The 17,663-nt window shown below is 67.1% G+C and carries 16 protein-coding genes; 10 read left to right on the top strand and 6 right to left on the bottom strand.

Translation table 11 applies throughout. From position 1 onward, the window contains the following. Positions 1-113 precede the first annotated feature (113 nt). From ACZOOI_RS15885 to ACZOOI_RS15850, 8 genes are all read left to right on the top strand, one after another. Entirely contained in the window at positions 114-533 is a 420-nt protein-coding gene (locus ACZOOI_RS15885) for an ATP-binding protein (RefSeq protein WP_465276488.1), read from the top strand. A 95-nt stretch (positions 534-628) separates the two neighbouring features. Next, positions 629-1,693, top strand: coding sequence for a radical SAM protein (locus tag ACZOOI_RS15880; protein ID WP_465276487.1), 1,065 nt, complete (start codon positions 629-631; stop codon positions 1,691-1,693). A gap of 1 nt (position 1,694) precedes the next feature. Further along, positions 1,695-2,879, top strand: a complete 1,185-nt coding sequence (locus tag ACZOOI_RS15875) for an enolase C-terminal domain-like protein (RefSeq protein ID WP_465276486.1) — start codon at positions 1,695-1,697, stop codon at positions 2,877-2,879. Then, positions 2,876-3,589: an HAD family hydrolase gene (locus ACZOOI_RS15870; RefSeq protein WP_465276485.1), complete on the top strand. Its 714-nt coding sequence runs from the start codon at positions 2,876-2,878 to the stop codon at positions 3,587-3,589. The genes ACZOOI_RS15875 and ACZOOI_RS15870 overlap by 4 nt, the downstream gene beginning before the upstream one ends. 20 nt (positions 3,590-3,609) lie before the next feature. Then, positions 3,610-4,740: a nucleotidyl cyclase domain-containing protein gene (locus tag ACZOOI_RS15865; protein WP_465276484.1), complete on the top strand. Its 1,131-nt coding sequence runs from the start codon at positions 3,610-3,612 to the stop codon at positions 4,738-4,740. Continuing rightward, a complete protein-coding gene (locus tag ACZOOI_RS15860) occupies positions 4,737-6,872 on the top strand; it encodes a phosphoketolase family protein (RefSeq protein WP_465276483.1) in 2,136 nt (711 codons plus the stop codon). Before ACZOOI_RS15865 ends, ACZOOI_RS15860 begins: the two co-directional genes overlap by 4 nt. After that, on the top strand, positions 6,869-7,768 hold the full coding sequence (locus ACZOOI_RS15855) for a phytanoyl-CoA dioxygenase family protein (protein ID WP_465276482.1): 900 nt from the start codon (positions 6,869-6,871) through the stop codon (positions 7,766-7,768). The genes ACZOOI_RS15860 and ACZOOI_RS15855 overlap by 4 nt, the downstream gene beginning before the upstream one ends. Continuing rightward, a complete protein-coding gene (locus ACZOOI_RS15850) occupies positions 7,765-8,562 on the top strand; it encodes a class I SAM-dependent methyltransferase (RefSeq protein ID WP_465276481.1) in 798 nt (265 codons plus the stop codon). Before ACZOOI_RS15855 ends, ACZOOI_RS15850 begins: the two co-directional genes overlap by 4 nt. A gap of 333 nt (positions 8,563-8,895) precedes the next feature. Here the strand turns inward: ACZOOI_RS15850 and ACZOOI_RS15845 are convergent, their stop codons facing one another. From ACZOOI_RS15845 to ACZOOI_RS15820, 6 genes are all read right to left on the bottom strand, one after another. Then, entirely contained in the window at positions 8,896-9,369 is a 474-nt protein-coding gene (locus ACZOOI_RS15845; RefSeq protein WP_465276480.1) for a hypothetical protein, read from the bottom strand. Positions 9,370-9,877: 508 nt separating this feature from the next. Then, positions 9,878-11,008: a three-Cys-motif partner protein TcmP gene (locus ACZOOI_RS15840; protein ID WP_465276479.1), complete on the bottom strand. Its 1,131-nt coding sequence runs from the start codon at positions 11,006-11,008 to the stop codon at positions 9,878-9,880. A gap of 111 nt (positions 11,009-11,119) precedes the next feature. Further along, complete coding sequence (locus ACZOOI_RS15835; RefSeq protein WP_465276478.1) at positions 11,120-11,881, bottom strand: DUF5131 family protein; 762 nt, start codon at positions 11,879-11,881, stop codon at positions 11,120-11,122. A 424-nt stretch (positions 11,882-12,305) separates the two neighbouring features. Then, positions 12,306-13,808 carry an ATP-binding protein gene (locus ACZOOI_RS15830; protein ID WP_465276477.1) on the bottom strand — a complete coding sequence of 501 codons (1,503 nt, stop codon included), beginning with the start codon at positions 13,806-13,808 and terminating at the stop codon, positions 12,306-12,308. Continuing rightward, entirely contained in the window at positions 13,805-14,716 is a 912-nt protein-coding gene (locus ACZOOI_RS15825; RefSeq protein ID WP_465276476.1) for a bifunctional DNA primase/polymerase, read from the bottom strand. Before ACZOOI_RS15825 ends, ACZOOI_RS15830 begins: the two co-directional genes overlap by 4 nt. 148 nt (positions 14,717-14,864) lie before the next feature. Further along, positions 14,865-15,122, bottom strand: coding sequence for a hypothetical protein (locus tag ACZOOI_RS15820; RefSeq protein ID WP_465276475.1), 258 nt, complete (start codon positions 15,120-15,122; stop codon positions 14,865-14,867). Positions 15,123-15,235: 113 nt separating this feature from the next. Here ACZOOI_RS15820 and ACZOOI_RS15815 point away from each other — a divergent pair, with 113 nt between their 5' ends. After that, positions 15,236-15,985 carry a helix-turn-helix domain-containing protein gene (locus tag ACZOOI_RS15815; protein ID WP_465276474.1) on the top strand — a complete coding sequence of 250 codons (750 nt, stop codon included), beginning with the start codon at positions 15,236-15,238 and terminating at the stop codon, positions 15,983-15,985. Continuing rightward, positions 15,982-17,532, top strand: coding sequence for a site-specific integrase (locus ACZOOI_RS15810; RefSeq protein WP_465276473.1), 1,551 nt, complete (start codon positions 15,982-15,984; stop codon positions 17,530-17,532). The genes ACZOOI_RS15815 and ACZOOI_RS15810 overlap by 4 nt, the downstream gene beginning before the upstream one ends. Positions 17,533-17,663 lie beyond the last annotated feature (131 nt).

Genomic DNA, 17,663 nt, shown 5'->3' with positions numbered 1-17,663 from the left:
GATTCATCCGAAACAAGCCGATTCGCAGGGTTCACCACAGTGAACACCTCTCTGCCCGCCCTTCCCTACGGTCTGTAATCAGATCGCAACGGGCCCCGGAGAGGCAGACGGCCATGACGACCACTACAAGCCACATCTTCCAGGTGGTCGCCACGCCCGAGCGCGTCCCCTGGGCTCGCCACGAGACGGCGAAGGTGCTCGACCAGTGGGCCGTGCACGGCGAAGTCGTCGACGCCGCCTACTTGGTGGTCACGGAACTCGTCACCAACGTCGCGCGCCACGCGGCCCTGATCTCGCCGAACGCCACCGTGCGCCTCGAACTCGACGCCGAGGCCCTCGTCGTGGGCGTGGCCGACGCTCATCCGTTCCGACCCCGCGCGCTGCTGGTCGCCCATCCCAACGGTGGCCGGGGCCTGCTCCTTATCCGCGGTCTCGTCGAGGGACTCGGCGGCACCCACTGGGTCGCGGCCGACGACACCACCGGCGGCAAGGAGATCGTTGTCCGCCTGCCTCTGACCGCACCTGGCGCCTGAAGGACCCGCACTCGCACCATCTCGGCGCATCGCTCCACCACAGGGGGTTCGCGCCGCTACGCCGTGCCCTGCCTTCCGTGCGAAAGGACCACGAGATGCTCACTTCGCTCCGCCACCTCGACGAGGTGGCCCACCAGTGGCGGATCAACACCGAGGACGTGATGCTGATCGCGCTCAACGCCTGCGGGGCCAGGTCGCCCCTCGACAAGCCGCGCATGCGCTTCAGGCTCCGGCTGACGTCGCGGCCCGAGGAGCCGCTGTTCTTGATTCTGTCGCTGGGGCGCGAGGACTCCCCCTTCGAGATCGACGAGACCGAATTGTGCCTGCACGGCGTCAAGGTCGGCGAGGTCGAAGGGATCGAGGACGACGACGCCGTACTCGGCTACTGGCGCAATGGGCACCGCATGCTCACGCTCAACTCTAATGCCCGTTCACAGTGCACCGGCTGCGTGTTCTGCCCCAACACCCTTGAGGGTGCCTCGGATCCGACCATCCGGGCCCTTGACCTGACCGGCTACCTCGGCGCCCTCGCCACCGAATCCGGGCTCGACGACTTGGCCGCCGTGGACACGGTGACCGTGTGCACGGGGTGCTTCCTGTACGAGCGGCTCGCCATCGAGCACCTCACCGAGGTACGTGGGGCCATGGTCGACAACGGGTGTGCCGGCACCCTGCACTTCCTGTCGTCCGTCATCGCGACGGACGAGGGCCTGGATGCCGCCGCCGCTCTCGGGGACTTCCACCTCACCCTCACTGCGGAGTGCTTCACCCGTCGGCCGCTGATTCTCAAGGAGTCCAAGGCCCGCTTGTCCGCGCCCGACATGGTGCGCGTCCTGGGTGCAGCCAAGGAGCGCGGCATCACCACGGACTTCACCTACATCGTGGGCTTGGACGAGATCGAGCCCGCCGTCGAGCACCTGCGCGACTTCGTGCCGGTCACCACGACGTTCCCGCGCTTCCAGACCTATCAGGCGCACAACCCGTTCATGGACGTCTATCGCGCGAAGGGCTCCGACTCGATCGAGTGGCACCTGACGATGCGCCGCAGCGTCGAGGAACTGTTCGCCGAGACCGACCTTCGCCCGCGCTGGTGGCAGAACTACCGCAGCCCCTGGTGCTTCACCTTCGCCGGCGAAGAACTCGTCGGGCCGAGGATCTGACATGGCGACCCGAACCCACGGACCCGAACAGGGCGCCTCGTTCACCACGTCTGTCGTCCGCCGCGTGCGTGCATGGAGCCTGCCGCCTCAGCCGGTCGGCCTTCCTGCGGGACTCGCGCCCGAGGTCGCCGCGGTCGCCACCGAACCGGCCGGGCCGCGCTGGGCCGAGCACCACACGCGCTTCGCGCTCGAACTGGTTGCCGACGAACACTCCGGCTGGGCCGGGCCCGTCAGCGAGGTCGGCATGCACCTCATCCTCGACGACCACGCCTCCGGACTCATCGGTCTTGACGCGGCGCAACCCCGACAACTGCCGTATCGGCCGACGACCGGGCGTCACCACCACGGCGCACACGCCCGCATCGCAGCCTCGACCATCGAACTCGCCTGCTGGGACTTGGCCTCGAAAGTCGGCGGTCGCCCGGTGACCAAACTTCTCGGCGGCATGGTGCGGCCCTGTGTGCCCGCCTACGCCTCGGCCCTCGCACTCGACCCGGAACACCCTGACGCACCATCCGCAGCCGCTGCGATCAAAGCGGGTGGCTTCTGGGGGCAGAAGTGGCCGCTCCCGAAGAGCCTCATCACCGCCGGCCCCAAGGCGGTCGAGCGCACGTACGCCCGCCTGCGCGAGGCAGCCGCCGGGGATCGCTTCATGATCGACGCGGCCGGGCGCTGTCATGCGGACGAAGCGATGCGGCTGCTGCCCGTCCTCGCGGACCTGGGCATCGAATGGGTCGAGGAACTTGCGCCACCCACGTCGTGGACCTGGCACCGGTTACGCGCCTCCGACAGCGGCGTGCCTTTCGCCGCCGGCGAGCACGCGGTGGACCCGGCGGAGCAGGTACGGCTGCTGAGCCAAGGCGGAGTCGACGTCTGGCAGACCGACCCCGGTTGGTCCGGCGGATTGGCCCGATCGCTGCACACCGTGGAACTGGCCGCCGATCTGGGCCTGCGCTCTTTCACACACGGCGCCCATCTCGCAGCCGCGGTCGCCCTGGCCGGCGCGTGCTGCCGCGACAAGGTCCCGGCGGTCGAGTACCACCTGACGGTCGAGCCGCTGCGCCAGCAGGTCTACGCCCGCCCGTTGAGCGTCATGGACGGATGGATCGAGGTACCGCAAGCCCCCGGCTTGACCGGGTCGTTCGTCCTCGACGAGGACAAGCCTCGAGTCGAGGTGACCGCGTGACCTCCCTTCCCGTCACCGCGAAAGCAGGAGCCGGAACCAGGCACACCGGCGCGTTCGCCGACGTCGCGGCGGTGAGTTTCGACTTCGGCGGAACCCTCGTGCGCCCGGATACTCGCCCCACGACCGGTCAGATCGCGGACGTCCTCGGTATCACCCTCGACGACGCTCGCGCCCTGATGGGCGAGATCGCCAAGCGCCGCCTGGTTAGCCCCAGCGACTTGGCCGCCGAGATCGCCTTTCGCTTCGGCCGCCGCGCCCTGATCGGGCCACTGGTGCAGGTGCTCGAAGGCGCTCGACAACGGGCCGCCACTCCAGAACTGTTCGAGGACGTCGTCCCGGTCCTGGACCTGCTTCGAGTGCGCGGGTTCGCCCTGTACGGGATGACCAACGCCCTCGGATCGTCCATCCCGGATGAATCGCCGGCCTTCCAGGCTCTTCTGGACGACGTTTTCGCTTCAGCGGAGACCGGCGCATGCAAACCGGAGCGCGAGGCGTTCGTCATTGTCGAACGCGCCTCCGGACTGGCTCCGCCCCGGCTGCTTCACGTCGGCGACTCGGCCCGCGCGGATGTCGCCGGGGCCTTGGCCGCAGGGTGGCACGCGGCCTACGTCCACCGATCAGGGAACACCGACGCGCCCGCGATCCCGCGCCACGTGCCCCGGCTCCGGTCCCTGACCACTCTCGTACATCTCTTGCCCACGCACGCCTGACTCGCCTGGGGAGGTCCGCCATGGACCCGAGCACCAAGAGCACGCGCATTCCCCTGACCAGCTCGGTCCCCCTGTTCGACCCCTCGCGTCTGCCACTGCGCACCTGGTGCGCCGACAGCCGCGAGGACCCGCTGACCGGTCTTGTCGCGTTCCCCGACTTCCACTCCAACATCCCCCGGGAGTTGGCGGCGGTCCTCGTCGCGGGTGGCTTGGTCGCGCTCGCGATCGGCGACGTGGATGGCCTGAAGGAGCACGTCGAGACCACGAACGCATCGGACCCGGCCTGCTACGGGCACCTCGCCGGCAACCGCGTGATGGCGCGTCTGGGCGCCGTGTCCCGTGAGTGGTTCGCCGAGCAGACGTGGGAGGCCGCATGCGTTGCGACCTTCGGGGGCGACGAGGTGATCATCGCCGCCGCGATCGAGAACCCTGACGCCTTCCACCGCGCTATCGGCGTCCTCCGGGACCGCCTTGCAGCGGCTTTACCAACACCCGTCTCGTTCGCGCTGACCGTCGCAGGCAAGGAACACCTGCCGCCCGACCGGAACGGCAACGGCTGGAAGCACACGTTCACCGACTCCTTGCTCGGCGGAGTCGACCGCTGCCTCTTCGCCTACAAGGCCGCCCGCCGCACCGATACGGGCCTCGGTGGCGGCACCGTCGCGGTCGCGGAACCACCAACCGGATGGCACCACCCCACCTCCCGCACCTTGCTGTCGCTGCCCGAGCGGGGCGAGACCTTGCACGTGATCGCCCGCCCGGCCGCAGACCGACGCCCGCCAGCGTTACTCCTGCCCTGCAACGGGCCAGAGGGCCTACGAGGACGGCGCTTCCGGGTCACCCGTGTCGGGTTCGATCCGACGACGGAAGTCGTGGTGTCCCTCGACGGGCAGGCCGCGCTGCCCTTCCTTCGCGACGACGACGCCACTGGGGTGGCGCTGGTCCTACACCCCATGCGCGATGGCAGCCAGCAACGCATGCCGTTGGACCTCATCGCGCGCATGGCTGAAACGGACCTCGACTGGTCGAGCTTGCCGCCTCACGAGCAGGCCCAGATGCTCCACCTCATTCGCGAATCCGCGGACGCGGACATTCGCTGCGCCCGCATCGCTGCTGCTGTCGAAGCCGTCCGCGCTCGGAGGCCACGTTGACCACAACCGTCCCGAAGCGGGTCGCCCCAGACTTCCCCGACTGGGGAACGTGCGCGCGAGAGGCATCCGATGCCGTCGAGGACGCCTCGATCGAGGCGTATTGGCGGACCCTGAACTACCTTTGCGCAGCGCAGCTCTACCTCGCCGCCAACCCCCGCCTCGCCGAGCCCCTCCGGTCAGAGCACCTCAAGGCCGTTCCGCGTGGACACTGGGGCGTGTGCCCGCCGGTCAACCTCGTGCTGGCGGCACTCGGACCGCTCATCGCGCGATCCCCGGGCAGCTCCGAGGTCCTCGTCCTGCACGGCGCGGGCCACGCTGGGCCTTCCGCACTGGCCAACGCGTATCTGAACAATACGCTCAACCTCACCTCACACGGGCCGGGCTGGTCGATGGCGGAACTGCTGGCGCTCCTCTCCGGGTTTCCGCATCCGACCCGCTTCGGCGGCGAGATCACCCCGCTCGTCCCGGGGGTTCGCCACACTGGTGGACAGCTCGGCCCGGCGCTGCCGATCGCACAGGGCATGGCGCTCGACGCACCTCGCCGCCTGGTCGTGCCGCTCATCGGAGACGGTGAACTCGAAACCGGCCTCACTGCGGCTGCCTGGCTCGGCCGTCGGGCGCTACTTGGGACCGGTGAACATGGCGCAGTACTCCCGGTCGTCCTGGCCAACGGTCTGCGGATGGGTGGCCCGTCGTTGCTGGCCGGATTGACCCCGGACGAGATTCACGAATACTTCGCAGGTCTCGGCTACTTCCCATTTATCCACGACGGAAGCGACATTCGAGGCTTTCGTGAGGTGCTGGCGCACGCCTTCGGGCTGCTTCGACCGCTCGGCGAGACGGGGCACCCACCGGTCGTGGTACTCACGATGCCCAAGGGTGCGACGGGACCCGACGAGGTGTCAGGGCGACAGATAGCCGGTACGCCGGCTGTCCACAAGACGCCGCTGTGCGACCCGATGACGAACACGGCAGAGTTCGAGGCTCTCGCCCGTTGGCTCGCTTCGTACGGACCAACCGAGCTGCTCAACGCTCACGGCCGCCCCGTCGCCCTCGTCCGTCAGGCACTGCCCGGCGCGCAACCGACCCCTGGCCCTTCGGTGGCGCCTCCGCCGCAAGGCGTCCACGGCCAAGCGGTGCCCGGGGTCTCGGCGGTCATCCGGGCGCGAGCCGCGCATCCCGGGTTTCGCCTATTCAGCCCGGACGAGATCGCGTCCAACCGGCTGCGGCTCACCGACAAGCCCTCGCCGCTTCCGCCTTGGGCGGTCGAGGTGCTCAATGAGGAGCTGTGCCACGCGTGGCTCCAGGGCTATACCGAGACCGGCCGCGATGCGCTCCTCGCCACCTACGAGGCGTTCGCACCGCTCAACACGAGCCTGCTGACGCAGCACCTGAAGCACCGGCTCCTGCGCTACCGCACGGGGGACGTCGGGCTCCCGAGCATCAACTACCTCATCACGTCCCTGGGTTGGTCCAACTCGTACACGCACCAGAACCCCGGCCTGGCCTCGGCCATGCTCGAACTCGAAGACGGCTTCGTGCACGTCTACACTCCGGCCGACTCGTCCCGCGCCGCCGCCAACTTGTCCGCGATGCTCGCCAGCCGCGACCGCGTCAACCTCCTGATCACCGACAAGCACCCCGGACCCGGCTTCGCCCCCGACACCTTCCGCGACGAACTCATCCACGGCGCGGCGGTGTGGCCACACATGGGCAACGGAACGGGCCCACCCGACATCGTGCTCGCCTCCGCCGGCGACGTGCCCGCCCGCAACCTCACGCATGCCGCCCGGTATCTGCGCCGCACCCACCCTCGAACCGTCCTCCAGTACGTACACGTCAACGACCTGACAGTCCTCGGTGATCCTGCGGACCGTCCGTACGCGCTCGCCAACGAGCCATTCGCTCGCCTCTTCGGAACTCGGTGTCCGGTCCTCCTGGCCGTACCCACGTACCGACCCGCAGTTCACGCGCTGCTGGCAAGTCGGAGTGAGGCCAACCGCTTCCACGTCGTCGGCTACCGGGATCCCGGCCGCCCGACAACACCGCAAGACCTCCTGACCCACTGCGGAATGTCTGCCGAAGCACTGGCCACCACCGCAACCGAACTGATCGAGGAGGCCAGGTCGTGACGCCCACGCCACTGCCGACCTGCGACCCAACCGTGGTCGAATCCTTCTCTCGCGATGGGTTCGCCGTCCTGCGCAACATCCTGACCAAAGACCGCCGCGACATGCTCCGGCACGCGGCCGATCGGCTCCTCGCCTCTGCAATCACCGCCGGCCGCGACCGGGGCGCCGACGGCAAAGACGGATTCCGCGGCGTGGTCACGTTGGACAGCGCGTTCCTGCCCCTGGTCGCCGAGCCCACCGTGCTCACCGTCGTGGCCACGCTTCTCGGCCCCAACCTGCACCTGCTGTCGAGCCACCTGATCGCGCTCCCCTCGATCCCGCCCGACGGTCCCCGCACGATCCGTACCCCGGAGCGCCCGGGCTGGCACCGCGACATGTACGGGGTCAGCCGCGACCTCGGCTCGGCCTCCATCCCCCGCCTGGCCATCAAGGCCGCCTACTTCTTGACCGATCCCACCCCGACCGCCGGCGTCACGATGTTTGTCCCCGGCAGCCATCTTCGTACCGACGAAGTGCAGGTCCCCGTCGGCTCCATCAACCCACCGGATGCAGTCGTCCCCCCCATCGGCCCGTACGACGTCGTCCTCTTCGAGAACCGCACGTGGCACGCCGGAGGGCTGAACACCTCCGGCAGCCCGCGCCTGGCCGTGATGATGCAGTACGGCTACCGCTGGCTCGCTCCGGTGGACGATCCTGCTGCCGAACTCCTGCGCCGAGCCGACCTGACCGACGTCGAACGCCAACTCCTGGGAGCCGCGGACCGCGATCCGGACGGCTCACTCGCCAAGGGAGCAGGCGCTCGACCACTCACGCGATGGCTGGAACACCGTGAGCAGGTCGCGGTCGTTGCACAGGAGGCCAACCCCACCCAGGCTCAACGAAAGGCCCCGGCATGACGTACAGGCCCGACGAACTGTTCGCCTCCACCGCCCCGTTCTACGCCCGCTATCGTCCCGGATACGACCCCGCCATGTACGAACTGCTCGTCGACCGCTTCGCCCTGACCGGCACCGAACGCGTCCTCGACCTGGGCACCGGAACCGGCATCATCGCCCTCGAACTCGCGCCCCACGTCGGACAAGTGATCGCGATCGACCCCGAGCCCGGCATGCTCGTCGAGGCCCGCCGACTCGCCACCGAACGCGACATCGACAACATCGACTGGCGCCAAGGCGACTCCACCACCCTGCCCGACATGGACCTCGATCCGCTCCGCCTGGTCACCATGGGCGCGGCCTTCCACTGGATGGACCGCGACCAAGTGCTACGCGACCTGGACGTGCTGATCGAGCCCGAAGGCGCGGTCATCCTGGCCTCCGGCGGAGCACCCGGCGACATCGACCCACCCGACTGGCAAGCCGTCGTCGCGGACGTCCGCACCCGCTACCTGGGCCCTGAACGCCGCGCTGGCACCAGCACCTACTCCCACCCCAAGGAACGCCACCAGGACGTGCTCGCCCGCTCCGCGTTCTCCGACATCGAAACCGCCCGCTGGGATCGCACCCTCGTGCGCACCATCGACGAGGTCGTGGGCTACCAGTACAGCCTCAGCTACAGCAGCCACGCCCAACTCGGCGACACCCGCGAAGCGTTCGAGGCGGAACTGCGGCGCGAACTTTCCGCCTTCCAGCCCGACGACCGGTTCGAAGAACTCATTCGCACGGAAGCAATCATCGCGACTCGCCCTTGATCCGAACGTCAGAAAAACGCGAGCAGCAACGAGTCCGAGAGTGCACCGCGATTTCGTGCCGCTGAACGCCCCGACAAGTACTGATGGCAGTGGGGCCATGAAATCTACGTGGGACCAATGGGACCGTCCAACGCGCGCACGCGCGCGCGTGTCCGGTTCCACCACCTTGCGTCCAGACCTGTCCGCAGGCGCCCGAGCCCCCGAAGTTATACCCCTCTGACCAGCATGTTCGCACACTCGGCGAGGCAGCGATCCCCCGCAGGACGCTGGCCCAACCGTGGGACCGTAGGACCGCACCCGACACACCGGTCCCACGGTCGGCACCGGCCAGCGTCACGAACCCGTGGACGCCTCAACGCGCTGCTTCAACGCAAGCTGCTCTTGGTGTGCTCTCTGCATGTTCCGGGTAACCCGCTCGGCCAGGGCCGTAACGTCCACACCAGAACCCGGCTGCGCAACAGCAGCCTGCTCCGCCTGTCGCTCACGTAGACGGTTGACCGCGAACTCGTCAGGAGAGATCCGCACCAGCAACCACGCAGCGGCCTTCCAGTCGCCGGGCCGCTTGACCTGCTTCGTCTCGGTGATGGGGTTGCCGTGTTCGTCAACGGTGGTGCGGATCCACTCACTGACGATCTCCCCCTCGGCAGCCCGCCCGATGAGGCGCACCGCCCGTACGACGGCCACGCTCCGGGCGTGATCGACCAACGTCACCAGCTCCATGTGCGGCACCAACCGCGGATCCGGTTCGCCGCCGTCGTCCTCCACCCGCTCGGCTTCGGCCCGCCCGAGCGCGAGCCACTTCCGCATGGTCGAAGGCGCGGCACCCGCCCACCGTGACGCGATCTCCAACGGCACGCCGTTCTGAAGCGCGGGGACCAGGCGGGCAACGACCTCGGGGGTCAGGAGCGTGGGGCGGCCGACACGCGGCTTACGACGAGACATGTGGCGGACCATAGAGAGTCCGCAGGTCAACGTCGCGTCCTTCAGAGCATTTTGAGAGGGTCCTACGCGCGCCTGCGTGAGGGCAACGGGCCCTCATGAAAGGGCACACCACTCAAAGGCCCTCGGCCGCCCAACTCTGTCCGGCCGCAGCTGCGAGCCCCCTACCTCGATGTCGAGACGCCGGACCACGGCCAGTGCATCCCGCGCCCACGCGCAGAGGCGTTGTAGAGAGGAACGGAATCCAGCACCCACAGCGCCCGGCATCCCTTGCCTGTGCAGACATGCCTTGAGGAAGGCGGGCGCTGTAGGGACCTCCAGAACCCCGAAGCAGCCACTGGTCACACGCATGTGCAGAAGACATGCCTTTGCCCGGTCACCCAACGTCGAACAGCAGGCCCTGTTCCGGCTTCGCGTCAACCGGTGCGATGCGAACGATCGACGCTGCTGCGATCTTTCTAGGTTCGGTGAGCACGTGGCCGTTGTCGCGCATGGCTTGCACCGTCCTGATGACCTGAGTCGGCTTGTACACCGTCTCCAGCAATGTGTAGTCCCTCAGTTCACTGATAGTGATCCCCTGCGGAGAAGCGGAGATTCGAGTCAGGAGAAGGCTTCGCAACCCACACGTGTCCGGCTCCATCTGCAAATCCAAGAGGCACTGCGACGGGTCACGCTGGTCGCGATAGCGAAGTCCGTAGACCGGGTCGACCGCCCACATGGCTTCCTTCATCTTTTCCACGCCCCGGGTGTCCCCAGTACCGAAGATCAGGTGCAGGGGGCGACCACCCTCATCAACCATTTCGAAGGACAGGGTAAATTTGAAGCCGGCTCGCTTCAGCGCCTCTCGGTACTGGTTGACGAGGAACCCGGCCTTCCTGTTGGCGGGTTGATCGTTCACGGCCTGCCAGTCGGAGCTGCCGAACATGCGGTCGCCACTTTCGCGATGCGCAGGCTGCTTGCCGAACCTGGCGAGAAACGTTCCGAAGGTCACCAGAACCTCACCACACGGCATGTTCGCAACCCGTTGGACCAGGCTGAAGGGAATGTTCGGCCCTCCAAAACTATCCAGTAGAGCGAAGATCGGATTGCGTGAGATGACGTCCCTTGCCAACGCCGGCAGGAGCGCAGCGCCGCAATCGCCTTGGTAGTACGAGGTCAAGGGCACTCTCGCCTGACCGCCTGGCGCTGGCGCCCAAACAGCAAGAGCCTTCCCCATCTCTTCGCGCAAACGGGCCACACGTCGAGAGTCCTCGTCCATGAGAATCATCTGCACGGCCTTGCCGGGTCGGCTGGACAGCGCCGCTGAGAACACCCGGAAGGCCACAACCGGAGACCCAGGTTCTCCGCCGTTGTAGACGCCTGGTCCGGCGAAGCCGTCCACGTATGTGACACGGGGCCACCTGGACAACAGGATTGGCGTCCAGGCTTGAAGGTAGCGCCGGATGATGTCGTGCTTAGCGGCCGTATGTTGATCAAGATCCCACGTGACATCCGTCGGCACAGCCATGCGACCTCCCGCATGCCCAGCGCCCACCTGGCCAATGGACGCGACTCCGGAAATAGTCACATAAGAATCATGATCAGCGACATACCAGGCATGGGGATGGGCGAGTTCTCGCTACCCGACAGCGACGCGATCCGGATGCTTCTCGGGCATCTGACTCCACTCCGCGCCGTCGAGTTGCCGGCCGCCGGCCTTCGGATTGCGGCCTCCCCACTGCTTGAAGAAGAACGGCACTTCCGCTGCCGAACAGGCGTCACGGACGCCTTGAACCCAAGCTTCCTCAACTGGCCGGAACCCGGGGCCGGACTCGCCTCCGGCGATGACCCAATCGATGCGCTCCAGGTTCAGGCCACCGAGCGGCCCCAACAGGGGTTCGCAGGAAAGAAAGCGAACCGCTGCGGGAACAGGACGTAGATCTTCGATCCGATGCATGGCCTTCACGTTCTCGACCGTCACCCCGATCCAAACGTTCTTTGGCCAGTTCAGCACTTCAGCCATCTGCCGCAAGCGTCGGGATCGTTTGGTCAAGATCTGGTACGTGTGCTGCGGAGTTTGCGTCATCACTTCGAAAACGTCTCGAATGAATCCCAAGGGAACACGCGCATGGAACAGATCCGACATGCTATTCACGAAAACCATGCGGGGTCGCTTCCATCCTCGGGGGACGTCCAAGGAAGCCGGGTGGATCGCCAGGCCGAAGCCCGGCCCACTTGTCCTTGGATCACCATCCGTCTGGTACTTGGCAGCGCCCATGATCTTTAGCCGGCGCGCCATCGACAAGGCATAGCAGTGGTCACACCCAGAAGAGATCCGATCACACCCGGTTGTTGGATTCCAGGTGGCTTCTGTCCACTCGATTGGTGATCGGTCGCTCATGAATCCTCCTGCCGCCGTTGACTCGACTGACAGTCCACGACGGGTGCCGTTTTGGATGATTCAGGTCCAACGAGCAGAACCCGGATTCGATACCGGCTCATCCAATCAGCCGCTCCCTTCGCCGGCTATCGAATCGGAGATTCCGATTCGCAACGACTCCAAACCGCGAATCATCTTCTGTCCAATCGCGAGAGCGACGTCCGTGCAGCACCCGTAGCGCCCGTAGCACCCTGTGTCTCGTTTCTTCGCAGGTCGGCGCCTTGCGCAGAGTCAGAGAGAGCCCTGGGTCCAGAACCCGAAGCAGCGCCCGCCTTGGCCGTTCGCGGGCGCTGCTCTGGGTTGCTCCGAGGCTGCACGGGTGCTATCACAGCAGGCATTCGTACAGGTCAAAAGCCTCTTCGGGTGCTACGGGCGCTGCGGGTGCTCACTTACGCGGGGTCTCGCACGTGAGCGTGTACAGACGCGACCGGTTGCCGGACGGCTGCTTCCGGGTGTCGTCGACCGTGATGCCGACCGACCTCAAGAGCGGAGCAAGTCGCTTGATCCTGCCTCCGGCTCGGGTGGCGTCCACCGGCCAATTGCGTGGGCGCGGGGTCGGAGGCGGGACGCATTGCAGCATCTCAAGAGCCGTCCCGGTCCACGTTCCGGCCTGGTACGCCAGGTCCCTGACCGCTTGGCCGAACGGGTCGCCGTCGAGGGCGTCGGCGGCAATGTTCACCGAGGCCGACATGTACACGTCGAACGTGTTCCACTCGGTGACCCGGTCGATCGCTGCCAAGATCCGGGCGAAGTCGGCCATCCGCGGCAAGCGTTCGACGTGCACCGTTGGCAACTCGGCCAGGACTTGGGCCAGGAGATCCAAGAGCGCGCCAAGGATGGCCGGTTGGGCCTTCTCGTACCGCTCGTTGACCTCCGCATCCGTCTTCCGAAGCTTCGGTGGGACCGGCTGGAGTTCGAGCAGCAGCAGGCGTTCGGCGAGGTCGCCGGCCAGGGCTCCGGCGTCGATGCTCGTCATCGCGATCACGCGTCGGAACGACATGACCGTCACGTCATCGTCGGTGAACAACGCCCGCTCGACCACGCCGTCCCCGGTGACCGCCTTGCACAGGGTGTCGGACAGCCACGGCTGAATGGAGCTGATGTTGTCCAGGCACACCGTCCATGACGCGGATGCGGTCACGCCCCACTGCTTGATGTCCCGAGGAGCCGAGCGAAGCGGCGCCGGGGAGGGGTCCACCAGGTTGACCGCCATGCGAGCTGCGGTGGACTTCCCCGTGCCCTGCTCCCCTTTGAAAGCCAGCACCGGATGCGGGATGTCCGGGAAGCATGCCGCCACCAGCCAGGCGACCAGCGTCCGGAAGCCGTCCTCATCGACGTTGAGCAGTCCCCGGAGCAGATCGAAGCCGTGCCCGGCCGGCGACTTGACCGGGGTGGCCATCGGGGACGTCAGGCCCGATCGGCGAAAGAGGACCGGAGACTTCGCCTCGATTCGCCACTCGCGGGGCTTGACCACCACACAGCGGCCGTCCGCCGTGCCGAGGTCGATGACGATCGACTCCCCGTGCCGCGCCACGCGAAGACCCACCGGGACCGGATCGCCTGACTGGGCGATGCCCATCAAGACGGTTACCGCAGAGGCCAAGGCGCCCTGCGACGGGACTGACCCTTTCGTCTCCTCGTTGTAGAGCTTGGCCAGGCGTGCTCGCAGGCCCCCTTCGCCGCGCAAGGACTGCACCACGTTCGGTCCGTCGATGGGCACTCCGTACAGGCGCCCATCCGTCGAGGCCACCAAGTGGTACCGCTCACGGGCGATGGCCACCAGGTGCGCGGCCTGCGTCGGCCGCTTGTCCTCTTCCATGCCGTGTTCAGGCTCGACTACGCCTGCCTCGCGCACGATCTCGGCGGCCTGGTCGGCGGTGGTGCTCACCTCCCCCTCCCCGGCTTGCGGAGGGCGCCGGTGATCGTCCTCGCGGCCTCACCGTCGGGCAACCCGATGGCACGCGCCGCTGCGAGCAGGGCTGCTTCAGCTTCTCCCTCGGAGAACTTGCCTGCCCCGATGTGTTCGGCCGCCCGGCGAGCTGCCCAATAGAGACGGGAGTTCCGCTCTCCTTCGACGGCCTCGAGGACCACGCGCACCAAACCGGTGAGGCTGGCAAAGCCGGAGGCATCCGCCCTGTTCCGCGGTCGATACGGGCGGACCACCGGTTGAGGTGGCATCAGGAAGTCCGGCCACGGCTGGAGCTCGTGGTCGAACCGCCCATCCCCCGCCCACCAGTAGGGCTGACCGGTATCGGAGTGCAACGACGGCGGGGCGACGATGTAGCCGTTCGCCTTGACGTCGATCCCCGCACCCAGCTTGCCCGGGAGCGCGCAACCGGGGTCGGCATAGACGATGTGCAGTCCGCACGAGCCGGTCACCGACGTCAGCGTGCGTGGCAGAGGCCCATGCTTCTGCTCGATCTCGCGCAGCGTGACCCGTCCGCCGTTGCGAGGGTCGACGTCCACCACAGCGAGCCCGTTCGGGCGGCAGGCAAGACCGATGTTGGCGTTGGGGAAGCGGCGCCACCACTGCTCAATCGTCTGCTGGTCGGTGGTCGCGTCGTGGTAGCCGTGCCCGTGCTGCCCACACTCTCCGCGGCACGGGCTGCCGGCACCGTGCGCACTCGGAATCGCCGGGATCTTCCCCTTGAGCGGGAAGACCTTCCATCCGTGATGGGCGTACGCCATCGCGGTGGCGAACAGACTGGGTGCGACACGCTTCGCGCCGCCGACCCCGGGTACGAGATGAACCGGAATGCGGTGTTTCTCAGCCTGTTCGGCTGACGTACTATCCATTTCAGGTGTCCCTTCGGGGCGACCCCGGGGCAGGGCGGCAAACCTGATCGCCCCGGAGTCGCTGTTCTCGTCGTGAATGAGTCCTCGGGGCGCCGTCAGACCCTGGCCGGTGTTGACGCACCGGTTGGGGTCTTTTCGCGCCCGGCCATCAATGGCTCGCAGCGGTGACCCGGACCGCGACCGCACCCTCGGCGGTGAGACCGAGGTGAGCGAACAGGTCGTACCGGGTGACCCGATACCGGCTCCCCTTCTCCAGAAGCCGCACCGGGTATCGCCCCGACTTGGCCAGCGCGTAGCCGTGCGTCCGCCCATATCCGAGGGCCCGGTTGGCGGTCTCCAGGTCGAAGCTCACCGGAAGAGCCAGAAGCTCGGCGTGAGTCATGACGCGGCGTTCGGACGTGCTCATGAGAATCTCCATGCATGTCGAAATGAACTTCCTGAAGTGCAGGAAGGACTGTACGCCGACGAACCTAGCGACATGCACTGGCACGGTGCAACACAACGCGCTATCTTGTCGAAATGAACTCCAGTCCGAGCAGCGTCATCGCCGACCAGGTGCGGCACCACCGCAACCGCCTCGGAATGACCCGCGAGCAGCTCGCCGCGGAGTGCGCCAAGCTCGGTGCGCCCGAGCTGACGTACGCCGCCATCACGAACATCGAGACCGGCCGCAACGACCCCAAGACCGGCAAGCGCCGGCGCGAGGTCACCGTCGAGGAGCTACTGCTTCTCGGTACCGCCCTCGGCGTGCCGCCGCTCCTGCTGTTCCTGCCGTTGGGTGAACGCGACACGGTCCCGGTTCTTCCGGACCAACCCGAGCAGCACCCGCACACGGTCTGGAAGTGGATGACAGGCGAGGGCGAGCCGTGCATGGTCGGGGCGGACGGGCGCCTCTACGCAGACACGCGCTCGCTCGGCGACACCGGCAAGTCCCGCGTGCAAGCGACCCTTGCAGCCGGACACGCCGCTCGGCTGTATCGCGAACTCCAGATGACGACCGACTACTTCAACAGCGCCCACGGCCGCTACGTGTTCAGCCTGAACCGGTTCGGACCCGACGCCGAGCAGACCCGGGACCTGCGGTCGGACCGGCTCGGTCAGATGGATGCCCTGGCCGGTGTGCTCAACCGGATGACCGAAGCCGGAGTTCGACCGCCTGCGCAGTCGCTCACTCTCGTGACCGAGATGCGGGGGCTGGAGTTGCTGACCACACCCGACGCCATCGAGACCATCGACGATGTGGAGAGGATGAGTGATAACGGCCAATGAGCGGTTCTCTGACCCGACGCTGTGGCTGTAAGGACCCTGAGACCGGCAAGCAGTACAACGCGAAGTGCCCCGACCGACGCAAGAAGTCGCACGGCTCCTGGATGCTCGCCACGGCCCTGCCGGACGACGCCGAAGGCAACCAGCGGAAGTTCCGGCGGATGGGCTACGGGCTGAAGGAGGAGGCACAGACCGACCTCGACAAGGTCTCCGGGCTGCTCCTGCTGGGCAAGGACGACCCCGAGCTGATGGAACAGGTCGTCGAACTCCTTCTGAAGATCGCCAAGGAGCGCGCGCCGATCCCCGACTACGAGGAGACGGCCAAGCGACTGCGGAGCGGGGTGTCGCTGACCAAGCACGTGTTCGTCGGGGAATACCTCGACGAGTGGCTCGCCGGGAAGCGCGTCCGCAAGGGCACAGTCACCCGATACGAGTGCGACATTCGCGTGCACCTCAAGCCGCGGATCGGCGACATCCGCCTGGACCGCCTCCGCATACGGCACCTCTCCGAGATGTTCACGGCCATCGCCGACGCCAACGAAGAGGTGCTGGAGAACAACGCGGAACGGCGTCGGCGAATAGCCGAGCTGAAGGAGATCCCCTGGAAGGGCCTGGAGAACCGCGCCAAGCGGAAGGCCCTCAAGGACTCCATCGACGCCATGCCACCCTTCCGGCGGATCACCGGGCCCGCGACCCGAGCCCGCATCCGAGGAACGCTCAGAGCGGCGCTCAACGACGCGATCCCGCGAGAATTGATCACCCTCAACCCGGCAGCCCATGTCGAACTCGACCCGGTCAAGAAGCCCAAACCGCTGGTCTGGACACCCGAGCGCGTCGCCAAGTGGCGCGAGACCGGCATCAAGCCGAGCCCGGTCATGGTGTGGACCCCGGAGCAGACCGGCAAGTTCCTCGACCACGTGGCCGACGATCCGCTCTACGCGTTCTGGGACTTGCTCACCTTCCGGGGCCTGCGACGCGGTGAGGGGTGCGGCCTCCGGCTCGAAGACCTACACCTCGAAGCCCAGTCCATCTCGGTCCTCAAGCAACTCGTCCAGGACGGCTGGACGGTGGTCGAGGACGACCCGAAGACCGACGAGAGCGCAGCCGAGGTCGCCCTGGACACGGGCAACGTCAAGGCCCTGGAAGCGCACCTCAAGCGCCGCAACGCACAGCGCGAGAAGTGGGGCGAAGCCTGGGTCGAGAGCGGCCGAGTCTTCACGCAGGAGAACGGCGAGTGGCTGCACCCGGGCTGGGTGTCCACTCGGTTCACGTACCTGGTCGAGGAAGCCGACCTGCCGCCGATCCGGCTGCACGACCTCCGGCACTGTGCCGCGACCCTCGCGCACGCCGCCGGCGCAGACATCAAGACGATCTCGGCGATGCTGCGGCACTCGTCGATCAAGATCACGGGCGACATCTACACGAGCGTCCTGTCCGAGGCGGCCCGCGCGGCGGCCGAGGCGACCATGCTCACCGTCCCCCGGGCCACCAACGCCAAGGCGCCGAAGAAGAGGCAACTGGTGAAGATCAAAACCGCTGGACACACCTGAACACATCCGAGGTCCCGGAAGACAGAAGGCTCCGATTGGCGTGGACCAATCGGAGCCTAAAACCCCAGGTCAGTGAAGTTCTGTCTGCAGAAAAACGGAGCCGCCTAAGGGGATCGAACACTTGACCCACA

The sequence above is a fragment of the Embleya sp. L77 genome, assembly GCF_055557415.1.
The sequence above is the reverse complement of the archived record's forward strand: the minus strand, read 5'-3'. Positions and strand labels throughout refer to the sequence as shown.

Coding starts and splice junctions, on each gene's coding strand:
- ACZOOI_RS15885 (WP_465276488.1), top strand. CDS start 114: ATGACGACCACTACAAGCCACATCTTCCAGGTGGTCGCCACGCCCGAG.
- ACZOOI_RS15880 (WP_465276487.1), top strand. CDS start 629: ATGCTCACTTCGCTCCGCCACCTCGACGAGGTGGCCCACCAGTGGCGG.
- ACZOOI_RS15875 (WP_465276486.1), top strand. CDS start 1,695: ATGGCGACCCGAACCCACGGACCCGAACAGGGCGCCTCGTTCACCACG.
- ACZOOI_RS15865 (WP_465276484.1), top strand. CDS start 3,610: ATGGACCCGAGCACCAAGAGCACGCGCATTCCCCTGACCAGCTCGGTC.
- ACZOOI_RS15850 (WP_465276481.1), top strand. CDS start 7,765: ATGACGTACAGGCCCGACGAACTGTTCGCCTCCACCGCCCCGTTCTAC.
- ACZOOI_RS15845 (WP_465276480.1), bottom strand. CDS start 9,369: ATGCGGAAGTGGCTCGCGCTCGGGCGGGCCGAAGCCGAGCGGGTGGAG.
- ACZOOI_RS15840 (WP_465276479.1), bottom strand. CDS start 11,008: ATGGCTGTGCCGACGGATGTCACGTGGGATCTTGATCAACATACGGCC.
- ACZOOI_RS15835 (WP_465276478.1), bottom strand. CDS start 11,881: ATGAGCGACCGATCACCAATCGAGTGGACAGAAGCCACCTGGAATCCA.
- ACZOOI_RS15825 (WP_465276476.1), bottom strand. CDS start 14,716: ATGGATAGTACGTCAGCCGAACAGGCTGAGAAACACCGCATTCCGGTT.
- ACZOOI_RS15820 (WP_465276475.1), bottom strand. CDS start 15,122: ATGAGCACGTCCGAACGCCGCGTCATGACTCACGCCGAGCTTCTGGCT.
- ACZOOI_RS15815 (WP_465276474.1), top strand. CDS start 15,236: ATGAACTCCAGTCCGAGCAGCGTCATCGCCGACCAGGTGCGGCACCAC.
- ACZOOI_RS15810 (WP_465276473.1), top strand. CDS start 15,982: ATGAGCGGTTCTCTGACCCGACGCTGTGGCTGTAAGGACCCTGAGACC.